Below are 20,404 nucleotides of genomic sequence, written 5' to 3'. Positions count from 1 at the left end.
TTTCCCTTTTTTAAGATATGGTTTTAAGATATACTTATTAAGAATAAATAAAAGTATTACTATAGGAGGAAAGAGGTTTATGTTAAATAAAGTTTGGTTTAGAACCGGCATATTTATTATCATGCTGTTCATACTCATCAAACTATTTATGGAAGTACATGAAGTATTTACACCTATTGCGACGATTATCGGCTCTGTATTCCTTCCATTCCTAATCAGTGGTTTTCTATTTTACATATGTTTACCTTTTCAAAATATTTTGGAAAGATGGGGATTTCCACGTTGGGCTAGTATTTTAACGATATTTATCGGGTTAATTGCAATTATAGCAATTGTGGTATCATTTATCGCACCGATTATTATTTCGAATATTAATAATTTAATTAAACAGACACCAGCGTTACAAAAAGAAGCTGAACATATTATTAATTTCTCTTTAAAACAAATGGACAAATTACCTGATGATGTGACTCATCGTATTAATAAGGCTGTTAGATCTGTAGGTGATGGCGCAACATCAGTTTTATCTAACTCAGTCACTTACATTACATCATTCATTTCAACAGTTTTCTTATTAATCATGGTACCTTTCTTCTTAATTTATATGTTGAAAGATCATGAGAAATTTATTCCAGCTATAGGGAAATTTTTTAAAGGTGAACGAAAAGTATTCATCGTAGATTTATTAAAAGATTTAAACTTCACTTTAAAATCATATATTCAAGGTCAAGTAACAGTCAGTGTGATTCTAGGTATTATTCTTTACATTGGTTATACAATCATAGGATTACCATACACTCCATTACTTGTATTATTTGCAGGTGTGGCAAATTTAATTCCTTTCCTAGGTCCATGGCTCTCATTTACACCCGCGGCTATTCTTGGCATCATTGAAGGCCCAACAACATTTATATGGGTTTGTGTTGTTACATTAATAGCACAACAACTTGAAGGAAACGTAATTACTCCTAATGTTATGGGTAAATCATTAAGTATTCACCCACTTACAATTATTGTTGTTATCTTAGCTGCAGGAGATTTAGGTGGATTTACATTAATTCTAATAGCTGTTCCATTATATGCAGTAATTAAAACATTAGTTAGCAACATCTTTAAATATCGTCAAAGAATTATTGATAAAGCTAACAGTGACGTTAAAGATATTAAATAAACAGTTTCAACATCGCTTACTTTTTTCGAGTAAGTGATGTTTTTTTATTGAAAACGTCTAAACCCACTAATGCAATATCACTAACACTTCAATCTAACAACGGCATACTTAATGTATCGTTAATAAGCAATATTAAAAAGCGATTGAGTCAATTACTCAACCGCTTCAAATATTATGCATTGTTATTTAATTGCGTGGAATCCACTGTCAACATGGATATTTTCACCAGTTACACCGCTTGATAAATCACTTAATAAGTAAGCTGCTGTTTTACCTACTTCTTCCTGATCAACGTTTCGTTTTAATGGTGCACGTTCTTCAATCTCTTTAAGGATTGTATTGAAGCCACCTACACCCTTCGCGCTTAGAGTACGAATTGGTCCTGCAGAAATAGCATTCACACGAATATTATCTTCACCTAAATCAAGCGCTAAATATTTAACATTTGCTTCTAAGCTTGCTTTAGCAACACCCATGACGTTGTAGTTTTGAACAGCAAACTCACCACCAAGATAAGTTGTTGCAACGATACTTCCACCTTCTGGCATAAGCTTTTTAGCTTCATGCGCAACGATTGTTAAAGAATAAGAACTAATATCTTGTGCAAGTAAGAAGCCGTCACGTGAAGTTTCATTGAAGCGTCCTCTTAAGTCTTCCATATTAGCAAACGCAATTGAATGATAAACGCCGTCAATATTTCCTACTTCTTCGCCTATTTTAGCGAAACCGTTAATAACATCTTCATCACTTTGTACGTCAATTTGATATAAATAATGTTCAGATTGATTTAATTGTTCTAATAATTTTTCTAATTCTTTACGGCTGCGATCTTTACGATATGTAAATACTAACTTTGCACCTAATTTGTCTAATACCTTAGCTACACCAAATCCGATACTACGTTTGTTTGCAATACCCATGATGACATATGTTTTGTTCTCTAAATTTAACATTACAGTATAACTCCTTAATAAAAAATCAATTCTTTTTTCAACGGTTATAAAATTGTTTCTTAAATAACCCATCTACCATAATTAGTTTAACACTTTTAGTACCTGATAATAAAGTATTTTAGACCTTGATTAATGTTTAGACAATGCTGTTTATTCTTTGATAAAACAATCATAAAAATATTGAAAATCGAGAAGTTTGTAACTCAAGTTCTACACTCCTAATAACGCAATAAATTATCGAAACTGGATTAATAATAATTAAGCCTACAATTGGATTGGTTTAAAATCCAATTATAGGCGTTAATACTAATGTTTGTTTTCTAACTTCCACCTTAAAGATATTTAAAGCTGTAGTTTTAATAATAGAATTCTAATTCTTGTTTAAGTTCATCGACATATTCTTTCGAACCAGTCACAATAAGACGATCTTTATAACGTAGTTGTGTATCACCATGAGGTACTAATGATTCATTATTACGTACTATTCGTACGAATATGATGTCGCCTCCAAACGGGAAATTACGCAGTTGTATATTTTCATAATGATGATTTAACATTTGAATTTCGTAAAGAGATGTTTCTACATTGCTTAAAAGGTTTAGCATATTTGGAGTTTCTATCAAACCTTTTAGTAAAATTTTATTACTTAGATAATTACTAAACACCTCAATACCTTGCGCTTTAATTTTCGCGTCTTCATTAGAGCTTTCTAATCTACAAATCACACGGTCGACACCGTATTTCTTTGCCATTAATGCTACATTCCTATTAATTTCATCATCATTAGTTGCGCATACTACGATGTCTTTTTCGAATAAACCTAAACGAGCTAATAAATTCTCTTCATAATCGGCAATTTCTACCATTGTAATTTCGTCAGATAATTTTCTGCTATCACTTAAATCCTTACGGTAATATAACGAAATATTATACAACTGTGATGTTAAATTTTGAGCAATCGGAATAGTTAACTGATTCTTACCAATTAAACTCACTTCAATTCGACGATTAACCTCATTGGGTATTGGGAACAACTTTTTAAAAACGATAGGCACAAATACACAAGTAATGACCGCACTTAAAATTAATATACCTGAGGTCTCAGCTGAAATCGTTTTAAGTTGTTCTGCGATTTTCGCAGCCGCTATGACTAAAGATAAAGTTGAAGTTAATAAAAATGCTGAAGCAATCGTCGTTTTAGTATCAAACCAACGTTTTATAAATAAAACTGGGATAAGCTTTGACACTACAAAAGCTATGATGAGCACTGGAATAATTAAGAGCAGAGATGGTTCTTTAATTAAAGATGGTATATTGAGATCTACACCCACCATAATAAAGAATATTGGAATAAAGAATCCATATCCAAATGAATCTAATTTTTCCACCATTTCTTCATCGGGATTTAATAATGAGACAACAACACCGGCTAGGAATGCACCTAAAATATACTCTGCACCTACACCTTCAGCAAGTGCTACTAATAAAATTATTAATGCAAAAACTGCACGAATCCCAATTTGAGTTGTGCCATCCATTAACTTTTGTAAAAATGACATGCGTTTAAATACGCCACCGAGTATGTAGAAAATAATTGTAAATACTATGAGTATGCCAGTTAACCATATCGTACTGCCTCCATGGCCATTAATAGCGCCATAAACAGTTAATAAAAGCATCGTTACAAGATCAGCTAAAACTGCAACTAAAAGTATAAATTGACCTATTGTTGTACGCATGATATTCATTTCTTTAAGTGTTGGTACGACAACGCCTAAAGAAATAGTTGATATAATGATGACCATTAATAATACATCATCTACTAAACCTAACCATTTAAAAGCGTAAGCCAAGATGATAGAAATCAACATGATAAAACCAAATACAGTTAAAGCTAAATTTAAATGACTTGGTAAATTCTTTTCTTGTTTATTCTTTCCTTGTCTAGAACGTGAATCTTTTTTAAATGCTTTAAAATCAATTTCCAATCCACTTAAAAACATTAAAAATATAAAGCCTAAAGTAGATAATATGTTTAGTACAGAATCTCTTTCCACAATATTAAGGAAAGAATGACCTATGACAATACCCATTAAGATTTCTGCCACTACCACAGGCAGAAAATTAATGTTAAGTCGGTTAACGATAATAGGAGTTAAAAATGCAGCAACAACTACGATAACTAATGATAAAAACTCCATGCGACCTCCTAAGTTAAATATGACATAAATGATGTTGCTAAACCGAAGTAAATTAACATACTTACAATATCATTTATAGTAGTAATGAAAGGACCACTTGCAACAGCTGGGTCTATTTTAAATTTATTCATGATTAATGGAATCATAGAGCCAACTAATGTTCCGACAGTCATTGCACATGTAAGGCTGCCTCCAACTATTAGTGCTAATAAAGGTTGTCTATATATAACTACAATAATTAAGAATAGTACCACTGAACAAACTAAACCAGATAAAAATCCACTTCCAGCTTCTCTTAAAGCTATTTTAAATTTACTTTGTTCATTAATTTCACCAGTAGAAATATTACGTACTGAAACAGCTAAGGATTGAGTACCTGAATTACCAGACATACCACTAATAATTGGAATAAACGCAGCTAATAAAGCGACTTGAGATAATGTATCTTCAAAACTTCCTAAAATAGTAGCAGTAATCATTCCTAAGAAAGTTAAGACAATTAGCCAAGGAAGTCGTTTACTGGCTGTTTTGATAACTGAATCACTTGTAGAGTCAATATCAGATACACCGGCTAAACGAGAGTAGTCTTCACTTGCCTCTTCATCCATTACGTCTAAAATATCATCAATAGTAATGATACCTAATAGGTGGTTCTGATAATCAACAACTGGCACTGCAATAAAATCATAATCTCTTATGACCTGAGCAACATCTTCTTGGTCATCAGCCACATTCACACTAATGACACGTTCGCTCATCACATCTTCGATATAAGAATCATTTTCAGCAGTTATCAAATCTCTTAAAGAGAAAACTCCTACCAGTTGTCCCGCTTCATTAACAGCGAAAATAACATAAATCGTTTCAGCATCAGGTGCTTGTTCTTTTACATGCATTAATGCTTCTTTCACTGGTGTTGTGGATTTTAATGAGATATATTCCGTTGTCATGATACCGCCAGCTGTATCTTCTTCGTAATGTAATAAAGCTTTTATTTCATTAGCTTCATCTTTATCCATTAATGTTAGTAAGCTAGCGACTTTAGATTTTGATAATTTATTTAAAATATCAACTGAGTTATCATAAGACATTTCCTCTAATACATGACTTGCATAATTGGCATTAATTTTATCGAAAAGTTCTTCGTAATCTTCGTCATCAATATCTAATTGATCAAAGAAATTAGCAACTTCTTTAGGTGATAAGAATTCAAATATTTTTTGTCTATTATTATCATCCGTGTCTTCAAAGTATTCACTTTGATCGTAATTATGCATTGCTAAAAATTCATCTCTAAATTGGTCGATGTCATTTCCATCTAATAATCTATTTAATAATTCTTCATCATATACGTCTTCGCGCACTTTATCTTTAATCTCTGTGTCGTTAGACAATATTCACACCTCCAAAGCATATTTATTATAGCACGTTAAATAATTGAATTAATTGTTTGTAATCAACATTTATTGTGATTTTATTATGTTTTATGGGATGAACGAACTTAAGTGAACAACATTGTAAACTTTGCCCCTTTACTAGAGGATGTATGCCACCATATAAATCATCCCCTACTATAGGGTGACCCATAAATTGGAAATGAACTCTGATTTGATGGGTTCGCCCTGTATGAAGTTTCACTTTACATAAACTCAAGTTATTATTTTGAGCGATAGTGTAATAACTAGTCTTAGCATATTTTCCTTTGTCAGAGACTTTTCTTGTAATAATACTTTCGTTGTCTCTAGCAATTGGTGCTTCTATAACACCTTCAGATTGAGTACGACCATAAGCTAAACATATATATTCTTTTTCAAATTTCACCTTTGAAAATAAATGATGAATGTGTCCAAACTTGGCAAATAAGACGAGCCCTGATGTATTACGATCTAATCTAGTGACAATGTGCGGATTTGTCTGCTCATCTTTATTCATCAAATAAGCTAATACTTGCTCTACTAAACTCTCATGAGGATGTTCCCTTGAAGGTGCACAATTTTGTAATTGAGGTTTATTAACTATAAGTATAAATTCATCTTCGTATACGATATCTAAAGGTTTTGGATAAGGTAACAAATTTGAACTCGGTGTTTCAATTGGCATATGAACTTCAAAGTGATCTCCGATAGCCATCTCTTTTCTAACTGTTACAGAACGTCCATTTACAGATAAAGCGCCATTATGTTTAATGGCGCTAATCGTCTTTTTAGAGTAATCATTTCTTTGTAAGAAAGATTTAACAGTTTCTGATTTCTCGATAACATATTTGAAAATCATCTTTCATCATCACTTGATATGAATGAATCATGAACTCTTTTCCAAAAAGGAAATGGTCGAAATCTAGCAAACCTTACTTTTTCATTTGCTACTCTAAATTGAATGGCATTTACATTTTTATGTTTAATACTTACGTGATCAATAGTTGTCCTAATCGTGTCATGATTAACAGGCGTAATTAAACAAGTATGATGTTTAGGTAGAACTAAAGGAGATCCTACTGTTCTAAACACCCTATTATTAATAGAAGCTATTTCAGCAATTTGCATTGCTTCTAATGATGGATGTATAAGCGCTCCACCTAAGGCTTTATTGTAAGCAGTTGAACCGGACGGTGTTGATATACATAATCCATCTCCCCTAAATCGCTCAAAATGTTTACCACGTATATTAACGTCCACAACTAATGTTGAACCATTTTCTGTTTTCATTGTAGCTTCATTTAAAGCAAGATATCGTGTTTCATATCCATTGTCGTTATACCTCACAATTAGTTCTAATAATGGATATTCTATCACTTGAAATTCAGTATTATTTATTTCAATAATCAACTTCTCAACTTCATGAGGTAACCAGTCTGCATAAAAACCTAAATGACCGGTGTGAATCCCTACAAAGGCGACTTTTGATAACATATGACTATATTGATGAAATGCCTGTAGTAACGTTCCATCACCACCAACAGATATGACAATTTCAGGATTTTCACTATCCTCTACCATTTGAAAATCCTTCATATGATTAATCATTTTATGCTTTAATGCATTCGATTTCGAATCACCTTTAGTTAGGATTGTATAACGCATCATCTACACCTCATTAGTCATTTTCATGTTTCTTCGCACGTTTCTGAGTATAATACTTCTGTGCCTCTTGAATTTCATCTTTTATTTCAGACATTTCTTCATCTAATAAATATGCTGCTTCAGCTGCTCTTTCCAAACGATGTTGTATTTCATCAGGATAGTCTCCATCGTATTTATAACGAAGAGTATGTTCTATTGTAGCCCAGAAATTCATAGCTAATGTTCTTATTTGAATCTCAGCTAGAATATGTTTTTGTCCGTTTAATGTTTCAATAGGATATTTAATAATTACATGATAGGAACGATAGCCACTTTCTTTAGTATTACGGATATAATCTCGTTCTTCTACGACTTTGAAGTCTCTTCGTTGCCTTAATATATTAACAACAATATCAATATCATCCACGAACTGGCACATCATTCTTAATCCAGCAATGTCATACATTTCTTCATGTAAGCGGTCGAACGGAATACCTCTTTTATTTGCCTTATCGATAACACTTGATATAGGTTTAACTCTTCCTGTAACAAACTCGATAGGTGACGTGTGTTCACCTACTTCATATTGCTTACGCAAACCTTTAAGTTTTACCTTTAATTCATCTACCGCTTGTTTATAAGGTGTTAAAAATTGATCCCACTGGTTCATTTTGTTTCACTCCGCTTCACTCTAGTTCGAAAGTTTTTTCAACAGCTGAAACAAACTCCTTACCATAGTTATTATTTCCTTCAATATTTTCTAATATGTAATCTAGTTCTTCTTGGAAATGTTTCAATTCTAAATCGTTATTGATGATAATCTTCTTATCTCTATTTTCATGTAACAGTGACCATGTCTCTTGCACAAAGATTAGATAAGAATACGATTCACCGTCATCTAATAGATATGCGAATCCATAATTATCACTATCAACAAGCATTTGTCCAACTTCCTCTAGACCATCTGTTGGGTCCTCTGAGAAGCAATAAATGCCATCATCTTTAACTTTAATTTCATTTATATAAATACGCATGCCTGTCTTCCTCCTTATTCCATACTAGTTTAACATAATATACGCTTACAAAACACGCCACAACTTGCATTGAAATCTTAGATTAAATTACAGATTTTCATTTTCTTTCAAGTAATTTATATATTCCGAAGTCTACATACGTTATAAGTTAATTTTCAGAGTTAAAACGACCTCACAAAATTTTTCACAAACTTAAATGTGCTATTAAATTACTTTAATTTATAGAAGAAATTCGTCATAATTGTAAATGCTTTAAATATGAACAAAAGTAAATGATTGAGGTGTTTACAATGGCAACAAATAATGAAATTGAGTTCAAACAAATCTTAACCAAAGATTTGTACGATAAAATTTTTAACACTTATTTTAAAAATGAAAAACCATTTAGCCAAACTAATTATTATATTGATACTATAGATTTTAAACTTAAAGATCATCGTTCAGCATTACGTATCAGAGTTAAAGATAATACATATGAAATGACTTTGAAGGTACCTGCTGAAGTTGGATTAATGGAGTATAACCACGCAACTGATATTAAACCAAAGATGAATGATTCAATATCAAACTCCAAACTACCAGATGATATAAGAAATATTATTGAAGAACAATTTAATGTTTTAGACGAAGAATTAGTTATTTTAGGGGATTTAACAACATATAGAATAGAAACTCAATATCAAAACGAATTACTTGTATTAGATAAAAGTGAATACCTAAATAAAGTTGACTACGAACTAGAATATGAAGTTGGTTCGTACGATGAAGGTTATGAAAAGTTTAAACAATTACTTCAGGAATTCGATATAAAACATAAAAAACCTTTAAACAAAGTACAAAGATTCTTTGAAGAAAAGAAAAAAGCAAGTGATAAATAGCAATATGTTCAGAAAAGGCAAATTACTTTCAAATGTAAAAATTCATGTTATATTAGATATATATTAATGGAACACGGTGATATTATGTCTAAAACACCTTATGAGTTAGTAGGTCAAGACGCTCTGTATCAAATGATTGACTATTTCTATTATCTAGTCGAAAGAGACAATCGTATTAATTATTTATTTCCAGGGGACTTTAATGAAACAAGCCGAAAGCAGAAACAGTTTTTAACTCAATTTCTTGGCGGCCCTGACTTATATACTCAAGAACATGGACACCCCATGTTAAAAAGAAGACATATGGAATTTACAATTACTGAATATGAGCGAGATGCATGGTTAGAAAATATGTATACTGCGATTCAATATGCAAATTTCCCTGCAGGTGTTGGTGAGTATTTATTTGAAAGATTACGCTTAACTGCAAACCACATGGTAAATTCCGAAAAATAATTGTAGGTGAAAATACATGGCTGAAGAATTAAGAATATTGGATAACAAGAGTCGTGAAGATGCTAATCTATCACCTGTAAGTAAAATAGAAATTTATTCTTTTTTTGATCCTTTTAGCAAAGAATGTTTTAAGCTATCAGCTATATTATCAAAATTAAGAATTGAATATAATCAATATATCCGAGTAAGACACATTTTAAACCCTTCCTTGAAAGTTTTAACTAAGTGTCAGGCTCAAAGTACATCGGATTTCGATAACATTGCTCTGGCATATAAAGCAGCTGAATTACAAGGACGTTTGAGGGCTGAAAGATTTATTCATTTAATGCAAAATGAAATCATACCTAAACGCGATATCATTACCGAAGATATGATTTGCGATTGTATTAATAATGCAGGTATTGATTATCAAGTATTTAAGGAAGATTTACAGAAGAGCAAGCTTACTGATAGCCTAAAGGTAGATCTCCATATTGCTAGAGAAATGGACATTGAGCAAGCGCCCTCTCTTGTTTTCTTTAGTGAAGACGTCCAAGAAGAAGGTTTAAAAGTTGAAGGTCTATACCCATATCATATCTATACTTACATCATAAACGAATTAATGGGAAAACCTATTGAGAAGAATCTTCCACCTAAATTAGAAGTGTACATTCAAAAGAAACAATTAGTAACGATGGAAGAACTTTTAACCATTTACGAGTGGCCAGAAAAGTTACTTAATAAAGAATTAAAAAAACTTTCCTTACAACAAAAAGTTGAGAAATTACAATATCCAGAAGGCGATTTTTGGAAATCAAAAATGCCTTAATAATTTAATGCAAAAAGACGGCTAGTAAAATAAAACTAGCCGTCTTTTAGTATTTATATTGAAAATCATCTTATACTCTTTTATGTATAGGAACTGTATAATTTACACAACAGAAAATAGTATTTTAAAATTAAATATAAAAAAACGCCGTGTCTGATTACACGACGCTAAACAAAGGGGATGGGAGAAATTTTTCACTTCAAACAAAGGGGTATGTTTGTTATGTGATTAATTTCATGTTCATAATATAACACGGTGCATACCCCTTTTCAACCTTTGTTTAATTATATACATAAATTGTCACAATCTGTTCAAATTGAAAGCGAATACACTCGTACTAAGCTTTCATAAGTTTTTCAAATGCATTTAATTTTTGTTCAAATACTTCACACGCTTCTTCAATAGGTTTAGGTGTAGTCATATCTACGCCTGCATTTTTTAGAATTTCTATTGGATAGTTTGAGCTACCTTTTTTCAAGAATTCATTAATATATCTTTCTACAGCTGGTTTACCTTCTGATAAAATTTGATGACTTAAACTTTGTGCTGCACTATAACCTGTAGCGTATTGATATACATAATAATTCATATAGAAGTGTGGTATACGTGACCATTCTTTACTAATATCTTCATCTGTTTCAACAGCATCTCCGAAGTATTGCTTATTAAGCTTCGCATACTCTTCATTCATTCGGTTAGGTGTTAATGGTTCGCCCGCCTCTTCGATTTGGTGAATTTTATGTTCAAATTCAGCGAACATAGTTTGACGGAATAAAGTAGCTCTAAAGCGTTCTAATTCTTGATTTAACAATAACAATCGACGCTGGTCGTCTAAATGTTTATCCATATAGTCACTTAAAAGCGCTTCGTTACATGTAGATGCGACTTCTGCAACGAATATCGTATAATCACTTAAGTTTGAAGGTTGATTTTGACGACTGAAATAACTATGAGCTGAATGACCAAACTCATGTACTAAAGTGTATAAATCAGAAACAGTATCTGACCAATTTAATAAAATGAAAGGATTTGTAAGATGCGCTCCTGAAGAATAACCTCCAGAGCGTTTACCTTTATTTTCATAGACGTCAACCCATCGATTGTCTAAACCTTCTTTAACAACGTTTAAATATTCTTCGCCCATTGGTTCTAGTGCTTTTAACATCCACGATTTAGCTTCTTCGTATGGCATATCAAATTTCACATCTTTAACTAGAGGTGTGTAGAGATCATACATTTTTAAATCTTCAATACCTAATAACTCTTTTCTTAATTTAGTGTATCTGTGAAGTAATGGAAGATACTTATGCACTGTTTTGACTAAATTATCATATACAGCCTCTGGGATATGATTGTTACTTAAAGCACGCTCACGAGCTGAATTATAATGATGAGTTCGAGCATTAAATACATTTTTCTTCACTTCTCCTGCTAGCGTTGCACCTAGTGTATTGTTATGTGAACCGTAAGCTTTATATACATTTCTAAATGCTGATTCTCTTAATTTACGATCATCAGACTCTAAATATTTTATAAAAGTACCTTGCGTTAACGGATGTGCTTCCCCATCTTTATCAATGGCGTCCTCAAATTCTAAGTCTGCGTTACTAAACATTCCATAAACATTTGAAGGTGTAGATAAAGCATCTTGTGCTTCTGTTAATAGTTTCTCTGTGTCTGCATCTAAAATGTGTGGACGTTTCTCGTTAATTAATTTTAAGTCGAACTCATATTGTTTTAATTTATCAAATGAGGAAACAAATTGTTCAATAGTAGATTGATCTAACTGTAAAATTTCAGGCACTAAAAAGCTCCATGCAGAACTGTATTTAATTAATAATTGATGTGCACGCGCTTCTAGACCAGTATATTTATCATTAGCAGTATCTTGGTCTTGCTTCAAATGAGCATAGACATAGACTTTTTCAAGTTTAGTTCCTAATTCATCTTCAAGTGCTAAGGCATTATATAAAGTTTCAGCACTATCACCTAAATGTCCTTTGAATTGTTCTTCCTTACCTAACTCATTCTCTACTTCCTTGAACGCCTCCTCAAAAGCCTCGTCGTTTTCGAAAATCGTCGTTAAGTCCCATGTATACTCAGGATATTTACGTTCCTGCTCTTCTCTTGTTAATTGTTGACTCATAAAGTAAACCTCCTTGATTATATCAATAATATAATTTTCTCATTTTAGGATTGGTTTTGCACGCTTAAACATCTGTTATAATACATTTTCTCGAAGTCATTTAACAAATCTTTTAATATAGTCAACTTATGATACTTATGGTATGCGAAATATCTGAATTTAATGATAGACATTAATAAGTCACAACTTTGATGTCTGTCATATTTACGTCTTAATAATAGATAATTGAGTTGCCATTCAACTGGGTGTGTTTCAATATATATTTGATTTGGAAATATAAAACCTGTATTTATACATACTTCATTATCATTCATTTGTAGCTGATATATTGCACTTAGAGTTGGTTCAAGAACCGAATTTTTCCTTCTACACTGTAGAATATAATTATTGATTGTTCTTTTAGATAATTTATAGATTTGTGCTTGTTCTGATTGATATGTATTGAAAAGTTGTTTAATTTTTATGGTATGTTTTTTGCAAATAAATTTTTTTCCAGCGATATTTTGAAGGTGCGTGTAAACTATGAGTCTTGATTTTGTGAAGTCCCAGGTTATTAGGGTACGATGAATAGGATTAATAAAAGTAGTTTGAAATTGTGTAAGTTCAATAAAATCCCCTCTTTTTTTCACATCATTGATTATCCAATAAACCTTTAAGCCTATACTTTTTAAACCAAGGGTTCTTTCAATTATTTCAGTCGTACTAATTGTGGAACACTGAATTTCGATGGCGTGTCTTTGGTTAATCACTAAATCAGGATATTGCTTGATACATTTAAAAAAGGGTTCAATATCAACATCATAATTTATTGCTTCAAATTTTTGTGCTAATAGCATTTTTAATTGGTAATGATTATACGTTTCAGCTTTATAACAAAGTCTAGTACTTTTAACTTTATGTGCAAAATGAGGTATAACTTTAACTCCATGTCGTAATATAACTTCCCCTAGACAATAAGGACACCGATATATTTGATTTCTCTTCGCATTTTTCGCTAAAACTCGCTCATTCATTCTATTCATTGCTATTAACATTTCATCACCTCATATATAACAACGAGGAGAACAAAATTTTTACTTTAAAAATTTATAAAAAAAACAAGGCACCTTAATTTGGTACCTTGTGAGATAAATCGTGTTATTCTTCTGAGTCTGTAAAATATCTACGAACTTGAGAAGTAACATTATGACTCATGATAATTTTGGCATAGTCATTTAAGTATACTTCCGTTTTATCTGTTGGATAAGCAAACTCTAATAATTGACTATAGCTATCATTAATAGTTTCTTGGCTTACAGAGTCATCAAAATGAACTGAATAATAGTAGTGATTATCAATCATATATAATAAATCTTCATATTCAGTAGTATTTTGGTTATTATGATATGCATAATTAATAACATGTTCTAAATCATCAAATTTAACAATTACAGTTCTTACGTTAGCACGTTTATGAGTTCGTTGATTATTTGCCTGTTGTTCAGCTTTTTTCTGTTGTTGACGTTGCTCAAATAATTCTTCTAAATTATCTTCACCATCTAAGGTTTGTGCTAATAATTCATTCACTTGATCATCAAATTGATCATTTGTATCTTCATCTGACATGTTCATTGCGTCTTCATTTTTAGATTTAGAGATGGTCACTTCCACGCCTTTTTCAAAAGCATGTACTTGAATCCATAATGGACCTTCTACCACGAAATCTTCTTCTTCGTTAATTTCATCCATCATTGACCAGAAGAATTCTTCACCGCGTTTACGGTTAGTCCATAAGTCTTCACGATTAAATCCTCGTGCTTCAATGTCGCTATATGTTATAAACAATTTAACTGTTGTGTCATCAACGCGTTCTATTCTCATATCATCTCACTCCTTACAGTCGATGAATAGTAACCATATTGTATTAGAACGGAACGTAAATTACAATCTATTTGTTTGATTAAATTTAACTAATTTTAATCGGTAATCTATATTAACATATTCCCTATTTATTTAACAAAAAACTACTACTTTAGAAGGTAATATAACATGCAAAAAACAACACTATTAACAATGAATAGTGTTGTTCTTAATCTTTAAGTAAAGTGATAATATCACATAGTTATGTTAGTTATTAATCAACTAAACGTTGTGCTTCTTGTAATTGGAACGTACGAACTTTTCTTGGTAAGAAACGTCTAATTTCATCTTCGTTATATCCAACTTGCAAGCGTTTGTCGTCTAAGATAATAGGACGACGTAATAATCCTGGGTTATCTTGAATAATAGAATATAAATCTTGTAAAGGTAAAGAATCAATATCTACATTCAATTTTTGATATGTTTTAGAACGAGTTGAAATAATTTCATCTGTTCCGTCTTCAGTCATTTTTAAAATTTGTTTAATTTCATCAATTGTTAAATGTTCAGAAAAAATGTTACGCTCCGTATATGGAATGTCATGTTCTTGTAACCATGCTTTCGCTTTACGGCAAGATGTGCAACTTGGTGAAGTAAATAATGTTACCATACATCTCACTCTCCTATAGAATGAATTAAATTCATTATTTTAATATTATTATCGATTTAAGAAATTGAATTTTTAAGCTTTCTTAATCTTACACTTAATAGTATAACTATCTAAGATTAAAATTAAATGAGAAAATCCTAATTTTTCTGAGAAATCTTGAAATTCATCAAATTTTTAATTCGCTTTTAGTATATACCCAGTTATATTAATATTTTAACACAACTTACATTTTAACGAAATACTGTTATAATGTTATCTAAACAATATTAATTAGAAAGTAGGCATCTAATATGGAAACTTTATTTTCAGGAATTCAACCGAGTGGTATTCCTACTATCGGCAACTACATAGGTGCGTTAAAACAATTTGTAGATGTACAAGATGACTATGATTGTTTTTTCTGTATTGTTGACCAACATGCCATAACGGTACCACAAGATCGTTTGAAATTACGTAAACAAATTCGTCAATTAGCAGCAATATATTTAGCTACAGGAATTGACTCAGATAAATCTACTTTATTTATTCAATCTGAAGTCCCTGCACACGTACAAGCTGGTTGGATGCTTACAACAATTGCTTCTATTGGTGAACTTGAACGTATGACACAATTTAAAGATAAAGCACAAAAACGGGTTGATGGTGTGCCAGCAGGATTATTAACATATCCACCTCTTATGGCTGCAGATATAGTAATTTATAACACTAACATTGTTCCAGTTGGCGATGATCAAAAGCAACATATGGAACTTACCCGTAATTTAGTAGATCGTTTTAATAGTCGTTATAATGATGTCTTAGTAAAACCAGAAATTCGCATGCCTAAAGTTGGAGGACGTGTGATGAGTTTACAAGACCCAACTAAGAAAATGAGTAAAAGTGATGATAATCAGAAAAACTTTATTTCACTACTCGATGAGCCAAATGTGGCAGCAAAAAAAATTAAAAGTGCCGTAACGGATTCTGATGGCATTATTAAATTCGATCGTGAAAATAAACCAGGTGTTTCAAATCTTTTATCTATATATTCAGGTCTAACTGATGAACCTATTAAAGATATTGAAGTTAGATACGAAGGTGAAGGTTATGGCAAATTTAAAGGTGACTTAGCAGAGATCGTTAAAGACTTCTTGATTAATTTCCAAGAGAAATATGAGAACTTTTACAATTCTGATGATTTAGATGACATCTTGGATAAAGGGCGAGACAAAGCTCATAAAGCTTCATTTAAAACATTGAAAAAAATGGAAAAAGCTATGGGATTAGGACGTAAAAGATAATATAAAATAAAAAAGTTACTGGAAAGGAAAGTTCCAGTAACTTTTTTTATAAACTTTTATTTTCTTCCTTTAGGATTAAATGCATCTTTGAGTCCCTCTCCGACAAAATTGATACTCAAAATAGTCAAAGTTATCATTAAAGCAGGAGGCATCCATATCCATGGTTTACCACTTAATACATCTCCCTCTTGTGCATCACTCAACATATTTCCCCAAGAAGGAATAGACTTACTTATACCAAATCCTAGAAAGCTAAGCCCTGATTCTACAACTATCATACCTGCAAAAGTTAATGTTGCTTGTACAATTACGACACTTAAAATATTAGGTAATAAATGCTTTAGTATAATTTTATAGGTAGGTGTTCCAATTGATTGTGCAGCTAAAAAGTATTCATTCTCTTTTTCTTGCAAAACTTTTCCCCTAACAAGTCTAGCAATACCACCCCAACTCAGTATTATGATTACAAATACTAAAATAATTGCTGAACCATAGGGATTTTTTATTTTATCTCCTAATGCTGCATTGAGTACTATTGCAAAAATTAGAAATGGAAATAACATAACAAACTCTGTAATTCTCATTAGAACAGTATCTAATACTCCACCAAAATACCCAGAAATAACGCCAATTGATATTCCAATTAAAAGCATTCCTACCGTAGACGTAAACCCTATAGTAAGAGAAATCCTACCCGCATATAACAATCTACTGAAGTTATCTCTGCCACCAGCATCAGTACCAAGCAAATTTTCAATAGACATATCACCTTTTATATTTAATAAATCTTGTTTATTAATTGGTAAAGGAGCTATTAAAGGAGCAATAATAGATATGATTGCAACAATTATTAAAAATGATAAAGAAATCATCGCAAGTTTGTTATGATAAAATTTCTTCATAGAAATTTTAAAAGGTGAATTTGGTTTTTTCTTCAAGATAATCATCCTCTCATTAATTACTTCGTATTCGTGGATCAACAAAGCCATACGTAATATCTGAAATTAAGTTTCCTAGCAAACCTAAAAATGAGAAAAATAATGTCATTGCCATCATAACTGGGTAATCTTGTCCTGTTACTGACTCTAAAAACAATTTTCCAATACCGTTATAAGAGAAAATAGTTTCTGTAATTACAGCTCCACCCAATATACTAACTATGTCAGCCCCTAGAAAAGTAATTATTGGAATTAAAGAATTTCTCAAAATATGCTTCATATAAATTCGATTTGTAGAAAGTCCTTTAGATCGAGCAGTTAATACATAATCTTTTTGCGAATTTTCAATAATATCATTACGTAAATATTGTATATAACCTGCAGTAGATAACAATCCCAATGTAACCGCTGGTAAAATCGTATGATAAAGCTTGTTTATATAGTATGAGAACGTACCTTCTTGAACATTAATATCAACAGAACCTTGGAAAGGAAATAAATTTAATTGAAAGGCAAAGAAAAATATTGCAAATACACCTGCTATAAAAGAAGGAATAGCTAGCATTATGTAGTTAAATACTTGTATTGAGTAATCACTAATCGTATATGCATATCTTCCAGATACTATTCCTAAAGTAAAAGAAATAATATAGGTAATAATGAGAGATACACTACCTAAAAGAATGGTATTGGGTAGTCTCTCTTTAATGAGATCCATTACTGGTCTTTTATACTTGATTGATTCACCAAAATCTCCATGAATAATATTATTTGCCCATCTAATATATTGTTGTGGTATTGAGTCATTAAGACCTAATTTTTCTCGTTGAGCATCTAATGCTTCTTGTTTAATATTCGTACCATGTTGTCCTGAAAAAGGATCACCCGGTTGTATAATTGCTAATGCAAAAACTACCATCGAAATTATAATGAGCAATGGAATCATTAGACCTAGTCTTTTTATTATTAACTTAAACATTAGCTACACTCCCTACATGGTTTGGATAAAAACAAGCTACTTGATGATCTTTAATTATTTCTTTCAGTTTAGGTTTCTCTCTCCTACATTTATCTTGAACCAAAGGGCATCTAGTTTGGAAAGGACATCCACTTGGTGGATTACTTGGTGAAGGTAACTCTCCCTTCAAGATTACTCTGTTCTTTTTTTCTTGATTAAATTGAGGTATAGAAGAAATGAGTGCTTGTGTATAAGGATGTAAAGGTTTTGTATAAATTTCTTCATGAGAAGCTATTTCAACCATATTACCTAAATACATGACACCTATGATGTCACTAATGTGTTTAACTACACTTAAATCATGTGCAATAAAAAGATAACTTAATTTAAATTCATCTTGTAAATCTTTTAAAATATTTAATACTTGAGATTGAACCGACACATCTAATGCACTTACCGGTTCGTCGGCAACTATTAGCTTCGGTCTTAGAGCAATAGCTCTTGCTATTCCAATACGTTGTCGCTGTCCTCCTGAAAATTCATGAGCATACTTAAAGTATGCTTCTTCACTAAGACCTACACATTTTAATAAATGCACAACTTCTTTCTTTACTTCTGCTTTAGAGACTTTTTTATAATTAAGTAGTGGTTCAGCAATAATGTTTCCAACCATTTGCATAGGATTTAATGATGCATAGGGATCTTGAAATATCATTTGAAAATTTTGACGAGCTTCTCTTAAATTCTTTCCTTTCAAATGAGTAATATTTTCCCCACATAACTTAATGTCTCCACTCGTAACATTTTCTAACCTCACAATTGTCTTACCAATAGTTGATTTCCCACATCCTGACTCTCCCACTAAGCCAAATGTTTGTCCTTCTTTGATAGAAAATGAAATGTCATCTACAGCTTTAACATATTGATTTTTTTGAAATAAACCAGTTTTTAATTCATAGTATTTTTTTACATTTTGCACATCTAATATGTTATTCATGATGTTCTTCCTCACTTTGATTTTGATATAAATGGCAACGAACTAGAGAACTATCAACATGAGTCATTTTCGGACATTGAGAGTCACATACTTCAATCTTTTCATCACATCTATTAGCAAATCTGCACTTATCTAACTGAAAATCAGTGATAGATGGTACGATTCCTTCAATAGTTTCTAATCTATCCCGTTCATCTTCTAAAGTAGGAATTGTTTTTAATAATTTTTTTGTATAAGGATGTTTAGGCTTGTTTAGTATAGATTTTAAATCTCCATATTCTACAATTTGACCTGCGTACATTACCATTACTTTATCGCAAAATTCCGAAACTACACTTAAATCGTGAGTAATTAAAATAATAGACATTTGAGTATCATTTTGTATATTTTTTAATAAATCTAATATTTGAGCTTGTATAGTTACATCTAATGCAGTAGTTGGTTCATCTGCAATTAATAATTTAGGTGAACAACAAATGGCCATAGCTATCATAACCCTTTGTCTCATACCACCTGAAAGTTGATGAGGATAACTATTAAGCACCTCATCCTGTCTAGAAATTCCAACTTTCAAAAGTAATTCCTTAGCTTCTTTATAGGCTTCTTTTTTAGATTTCTTCTGATGCACTAATATACTCTCAATTATTTGATTCTTTATTTTAAAAACTGGGTTTAATGCTGTCATTGGTTCTTGAAATATCATTCCAATATCGTTACCTCTAATATTTAAGAATTCCTTCTCGCTATATTTATCTATTCTTTTTCCTTCAAAAAGAACTTCACCATTAGTAATTTTTGAAATCTTTTCAGGTAATAATTTGATAATTGATTTATTTAGTATAGATTTCCCACATCCAGATTCACCAACGATACCCAAAACTTCTCCTTTATCTAATTTAAAGCTTACTTTATCGATAGTTGGAAACCATTGCTTATTAATTAGAAGTGATGTTTCAAGTTCCTTAACTTCTAAAAGATGCTCCATTCTTATCCCCCCTTAAAAATAAACCCCGACA

At 31.4% G+C, this 20,404-nt stretch carries 20 protein-coding genes; 5 read left to right on the top strand and 15 right to left on the bottom strand.

The window, feature by feature from the left end; genetic code table 11:
- The first annotated feature begins 79 nt into the window (after nt 1–79).
- The gene (cozEa, locus tag AC3WQX_RS01940) at nt 80–1,171 is read left to right on the top strand and encodes a lipoteichoic acid biosynthesis protein CozEa (protein ID WP_002433349.1); all 1,092 of its coding nucleotides are present in this window, start codon (nt 80–82) and stop codon (nt 1,169–1,171) included.
- A gap of 182 nt (nt 1,172–1,353) precedes the next feature.
- Here the strand turns inward: cozEa and fabI are convergent, their stop codons facing one another.
- The 7 genes from fabI to AC3WQX_RS01905 form a co-directional block, all read right to left on the bottom strand.
- Nucleotides 1,354–2,124: an enoyl-ACP reductase FabI gene (gene fabI / locus AC3WQX_RS01935; protein ID WP_002433356.1), complete on the bottom strand. Its 771-nt coding sequence runs from the start codon at nt 2,122–2,124 to the stop codon at nt 1,354–1,356.
- Nucleotides 2,125–2,480: 356 nt separating this feature from the next.
- Nucleotides 2,481–4,325, bottom strand: coding sequence for a monovalent cation:proton antiporter family protein (locus AC3WQX_RS01930; RefSeq protein ID WP_049307386.1), 1,845 nt, complete (start codon nt 4,323–4,325; stop codon nt 2,481–2,483).
- Between the two features lie 8 nt (nt 4,326–4,333).
- Complete coding sequence (gene mgtE / locus AC3WQX_RS01925) at nt 4,334–5,719, bottom strand: magnesium transporter (RefSeq protein ID WP_023350579.1); 1,386 nt, start codon at nt 5,717–5,719, stop codon at nt 4,334–4,336.
- Between the two features lie 25 nt (nt 5,720–5,744).
- The gene (locus AC3WQX_RS01920; protein WP_023350580.1) at nt 5,745–6,599 is read right to left on the bottom strand and encodes an RluA family pseudouridine synthase; all 855 of its coding nucleotides are present in this window, start codon (nt 6,597–6,599) and stop codon (nt 5,745–5,747) included.
- Nucleotides 6,596–7,405 (bottom strand): NAD kinase, encoded by an 810-nt coding sequence (locus tag AC3WQX_RS01915; RefSeq protein WP_030065108.1) that lies wholly within the window; start codon nt 7,403–7,405, stop codon nt 6,596–6,598. Before AC3WQX_RS01915 ends, AC3WQX_RS01920 begins: the two co-directional genes overlap by 4 nt.
- Before the next feature lie 13 nt (nt 7,406–7,418).
- Nucleotides 7,419–8,054 carry a GTP diphosphokinase gene (gene yjbM, locus AC3WQX_RS01910; RefSeq protein WP_002433078.1) on the bottom strand — a complete coding sequence of 212 codons (636 nt, stop codon included), beginning with the start codon at nt 8,052–8,054 and terminating at the stop codon, nt 7,419–7,421.
- Nucleotides 8,055–8,070: 16 nt separating this feature from the next.
- Complete coding sequence (locus tag AC3WQX_RS01905; protein ID WP_002433336.1) at nt 8,071–8,418, bottom strand: UPF0738 family protein; 348 nt, start codon at nt 8,416–8,418, stop codon at nt 8,071–8,073.
- A 290-nt stretch (nt 8,419–8,708) separates the two neighbouring features.
- Here AC3WQX_RS01905 and AC3WQX_RS01900 point away from each other — a divergent pair, with 290 nt between their 5' ends.
- The 3 genes from AC3WQX_RS01900 to yjbH all read left to right on the top strand — a co-directional run bounded on the left by AC3WQX_RS01900 (nt 8,709) and on the right by yjbH (nt 10,560).
- The gene (locus tag AC3WQX_RS01900; RefSeq protein ID WP_023350582.1) at nt 8,709–9,296 is read left to right on the top strand and encodes a CYTH domain-containing protein; all 588 of its coding nucleotides are present in this window, start codon (nt 8,709–8,711) and stop codon (nt 9,294–9,296) included.
- Between the two features lie 84 nt (nt 9,297–9,380).
- Nucleotides 9,381–9,752, top strand: a complete 372-nt coding sequence (locus AC3WQX_RS01895) for a truncated hemoglobin YjbI (RefSeq protein WP_030065104.1) — start codon at nt 9,381–9,383, stop codon at nt 9,750–9,752.
- Nucleotides 9,753–9,768: 16 nt separating this feature from the next.
- Nucleotides 9,769–10,560 carry a protease adaptor protein YjbH gene (gene yjbH / locus AC3WQX_RS01890; protein WP_002433191.1) on the top strand — a complete coding sequence of 264 codons (792 nt, stop codon included), beginning with the start codon at nt 9,769–9,771 and terminating at the stop codon, nt 10,558–10,560.
- A gap of 337 nt (nt 10,561–10,897) precedes the next feature.
- Here the strand turns inward: yjbH and pepF are convergent, their stop codons facing one another.
- The 4 genes from pepF to spxA all read right to left on the bottom strand — a co-directional run bounded on the left by pepF (nt 10,898) and on the right by spxA (nt 15,215).
- A complete protein-coding gene (gene pepF / locus AC3WQX_RS01885) occupies nt 10,898–12,706 on the bottom strand; it encodes an oligoendopeptidase F (RefSeq protein WP_492739741.1) in 1,809 nt (602 codons plus the stop codon).
- 44 nt (nt 12,707–12,750) lie between these two features.
- Nucleotides 12,751–13,740: a competence protein CoiA gene (locus tag AC3WQX_RS01880; protein ID WP_023350585.1), complete on the bottom strand. Its 990-nt coding sequence runs from the start codon at nt 13,738–13,740 to the stop codon at nt 12,751–12,753.
- 103 nt (nt 13,741–13,843) lie between these two features.
- Nucleotides 13,844–14,566, bottom strand: a complete 723-nt coding sequence (gene mecA / locus AC3WQX_RS01875) for an adaptor protein MecA (RefSeq protein WP_002433124.1) — start codon at nt 14,564–14,566, stop codon at nt 13,844–13,846.
- 253 nt (nt 14,567–14,819) lie between these two features.
- Nucleotides 14,820–15,215 carry a transcriptional regulator SpxA gene (gene spxA / locus AC3WQX_RS01870; RefSeq protein ID WP_001829294.1) on the bottom strand — a complete coding sequence of 132 codons (396 nt, stop codon included), beginning with the start codon at nt 15,213–15,215 and terminating at the stop codon, nt 14,820–14,822.
- Nucleotides 15,216–15,505: 290 nt separating this feature from the next.
- On the opposite strand from spxA, the gene trpS reads away from it, so the two are divergent.
- Nucleotides 15,506–16,495 carry a tryptophan--tRNA ligase gene (trpS, locus tag AC3WQX_RS01865; RefSeq protein ID WP_002433373.1) on the top strand — a complete coding sequence of 330 codons (990 nt, stop codon included), beginning with the start codon at nt 15,506–15,508 and terminating at the stop codon, nt 16,493–16,495.
- 56 nt (nt 16,496–16,551) lie between these two features.
- On the opposite strand, the gene opp4C is transcribed toward trpS, so the two are convergent.
- From opp4C to AC3WQX_RS01845, 4 genes are read right to left on the bottom strand one after another with little or no spacing between them, the layout of a single operon-like run.
- Nucleotides 16,552–17,442, bottom strand: coding sequence for an oligopeptide ABC transporter permease (gene opp4C / locus AC3WQX_RS01860; RefSeq protein WP_023350586.1), 891 nt, complete (start codon nt 17,440–17,442; stop codon nt 16,552–16,554).
- A gap of 7 nt (nt 17,443–17,449) precedes the next feature.
- The gene (gene opp4B, locus AC3WQX_RS01855) at nt 17,450–18,412 is read right to left on the bottom strand and encodes an oligopeptide ABC transporter permease (protein ID WP_023350587.1); all 963 of its coding nucleotides are present in this window, start codon (nt 18,410–18,412) and stop codon (nt 17,450–17,452) included.
- Complete coding sequence (locus tag AC3WQX_RS01850; RefSeq protein ID WP_023350588.1) at nt 18,405–19,388, bottom strand: ABC transporter ATP-binding protein; 984 nt, start codon at nt 19,386–19,388, stop codon at nt 18,405–18,407. The genes opp4B and AC3WQX_RS01850 overlap by 8 nt, the downstream gene beginning before the upstream one ends.
- Nucleotides 19,381–20,373: an ABC transporter ATP-binding protein gene (locus AC3WQX_RS01845; protein WP_023350589.1), complete on the bottom strand. Its 993-nt coding sequence runs from the start codon at nt 20,371–20,373 to the stop codon at nt 19,381–19,383. Before AC3WQX_RS01845 ends, AC3WQX_RS01850 begins: the two co-directional genes overlap by 8 nt.
- Nucleotides 20,374–20,404 lie beyond the last annotated feature (31 nt).

This window comes from Staphylococcus sp. FW104-15G4D, assembly GCF_058790135.1.
Note: the sequence above shows the minus strand (reverse complement) of the source record. Positions and strands in the feature narration are given on the sequence as shown.

Bases quoted from the DNA above. Each gene is read 5' to 3' on its own strand.
- cozEa (WP_002433349.1), top strand. From the start codon at position 80: ATGTTAAATAAAGTTTGGTTTAGAACCGGCATATTTATTATCATGCTG.
- fabI (WP_002433356.1), bottom strand. From the start codon at position 2,124: ATGTTAAATTTAGAGAACAAAACATATGTCATCATGGGTATTGCAAAC.
- AC3WQX_RS01930 (WP_049307386.1), bottom strand. From the start codon at position 4,325: ATGGAGTTTTTATCATTAGTTATCGTAGTTGTTGCTGCATTTTTAACT.
- AC3WQX_RS01920 (WP_023350580.1), bottom strand. From the start codon at position 6,599: ATGATTTTCAAATATGTTATCGAGAAATCAGAAACTGTTAAATCTTTC.
- AC3WQX_RS01915 (WP_030065108.1), bottom strand. From the start codon at position 7,405: ATGCGTTATACAATCCTAACTAAAGGTGATTCGAAATCGAATGCATTA.
- yjbM (WP_002433078.1), bottom strand. From the start codon at position 8,054: ATGAACCAGTGGGATCAATTTTTAACACCTTATAAACAAGCGGTAGAT.
- AC3WQX_RS01905 (WP_002433336.1), bottom strand. From the start codon at position 8,418: ATGCGTATTTATATAAATGAAATTAAAGTTAAAGATGATGGCATTTAT.
- AC3WQX_RS01900 (WP_023350582.1), top strand. From the start codon at position 8,709: ATGGCAACAAATAATGAAATTGAGTTCAAACAAATCTTAACCAAAGAT.
- AC3WQX_RS01895 (WP_030065104.1), top strand. From the start codon at position 9,381: ATGTCTAAAACACCTTATGAGTTAGTAGGTCAAGACGCTCTGTATCAA.
- yjbH (WP_002433191.1), top strand. From the start codon at position 9,769: ATGGCTGAAGAATTAAGAATATTGGATAACAAGAGTCGTGAAGATGCT.
- pepF (WP_492739741.1), bottom strand. From the start codon at position 12,706: ATGAGTCAACAATTAACAAGAGAAGAGCAGGAACGTAAATATCCTGAG.
- AC3WQX_RS01880 (WP_023350585.1), bottom strand. From the start codon at position 13,740: ATGTTAATAGCAATGAATAGAATGAATGAGCGAGTTTTAGCGAAAAAT.
- mecA (WP_002433124.1), bottom strand. From the start codon at position 14,566: ATGAGAATAGAACGCGTTGATGACACAACAGTTAAATTGTTTATAACA.
- spxA (WP_001829294.1), bottom strand. From the start codon at position 15,215: ATGGTAACATTATTTACTTCACCAAGTTGCACATCTTGCCGTAAAGCG.
- trpS (WP_002433373.1), top strand. From the start codon at position 15,506: ATGGAAACTTTATTTTCAGGAATTCAACCGAGTGGTATTCCTACTATC.
- opp4C (WP_023350586.1), bottom strand. From the start codon at position 17,442: ATGATTATCTTGAAGAAAAAACCAAATTCACCTTTTAAAATTTCTATG.
- opp4B (WP_023350587.1), bottom strand. From the start codon at position 18,412: ATGTTTAAGTTAATAATAAAAAGACTAGGTCTAATGATTCCATTGCTC.
- AC3WQX_RS01850 (WP_023350588.1), bottom strand. From the start codon at position 19,388: ATGAATAACATATTAGATGTGCAAAATGTAAAAAAATACTATGAATTA.
- AC3WQX_RS01845 (WP_023350589.1), bottom strand. From the start codon at position 20,373: ATGGAGCATCTTTTAGAAGTTAAGGAACTTGAAACATCACTTCTAATT.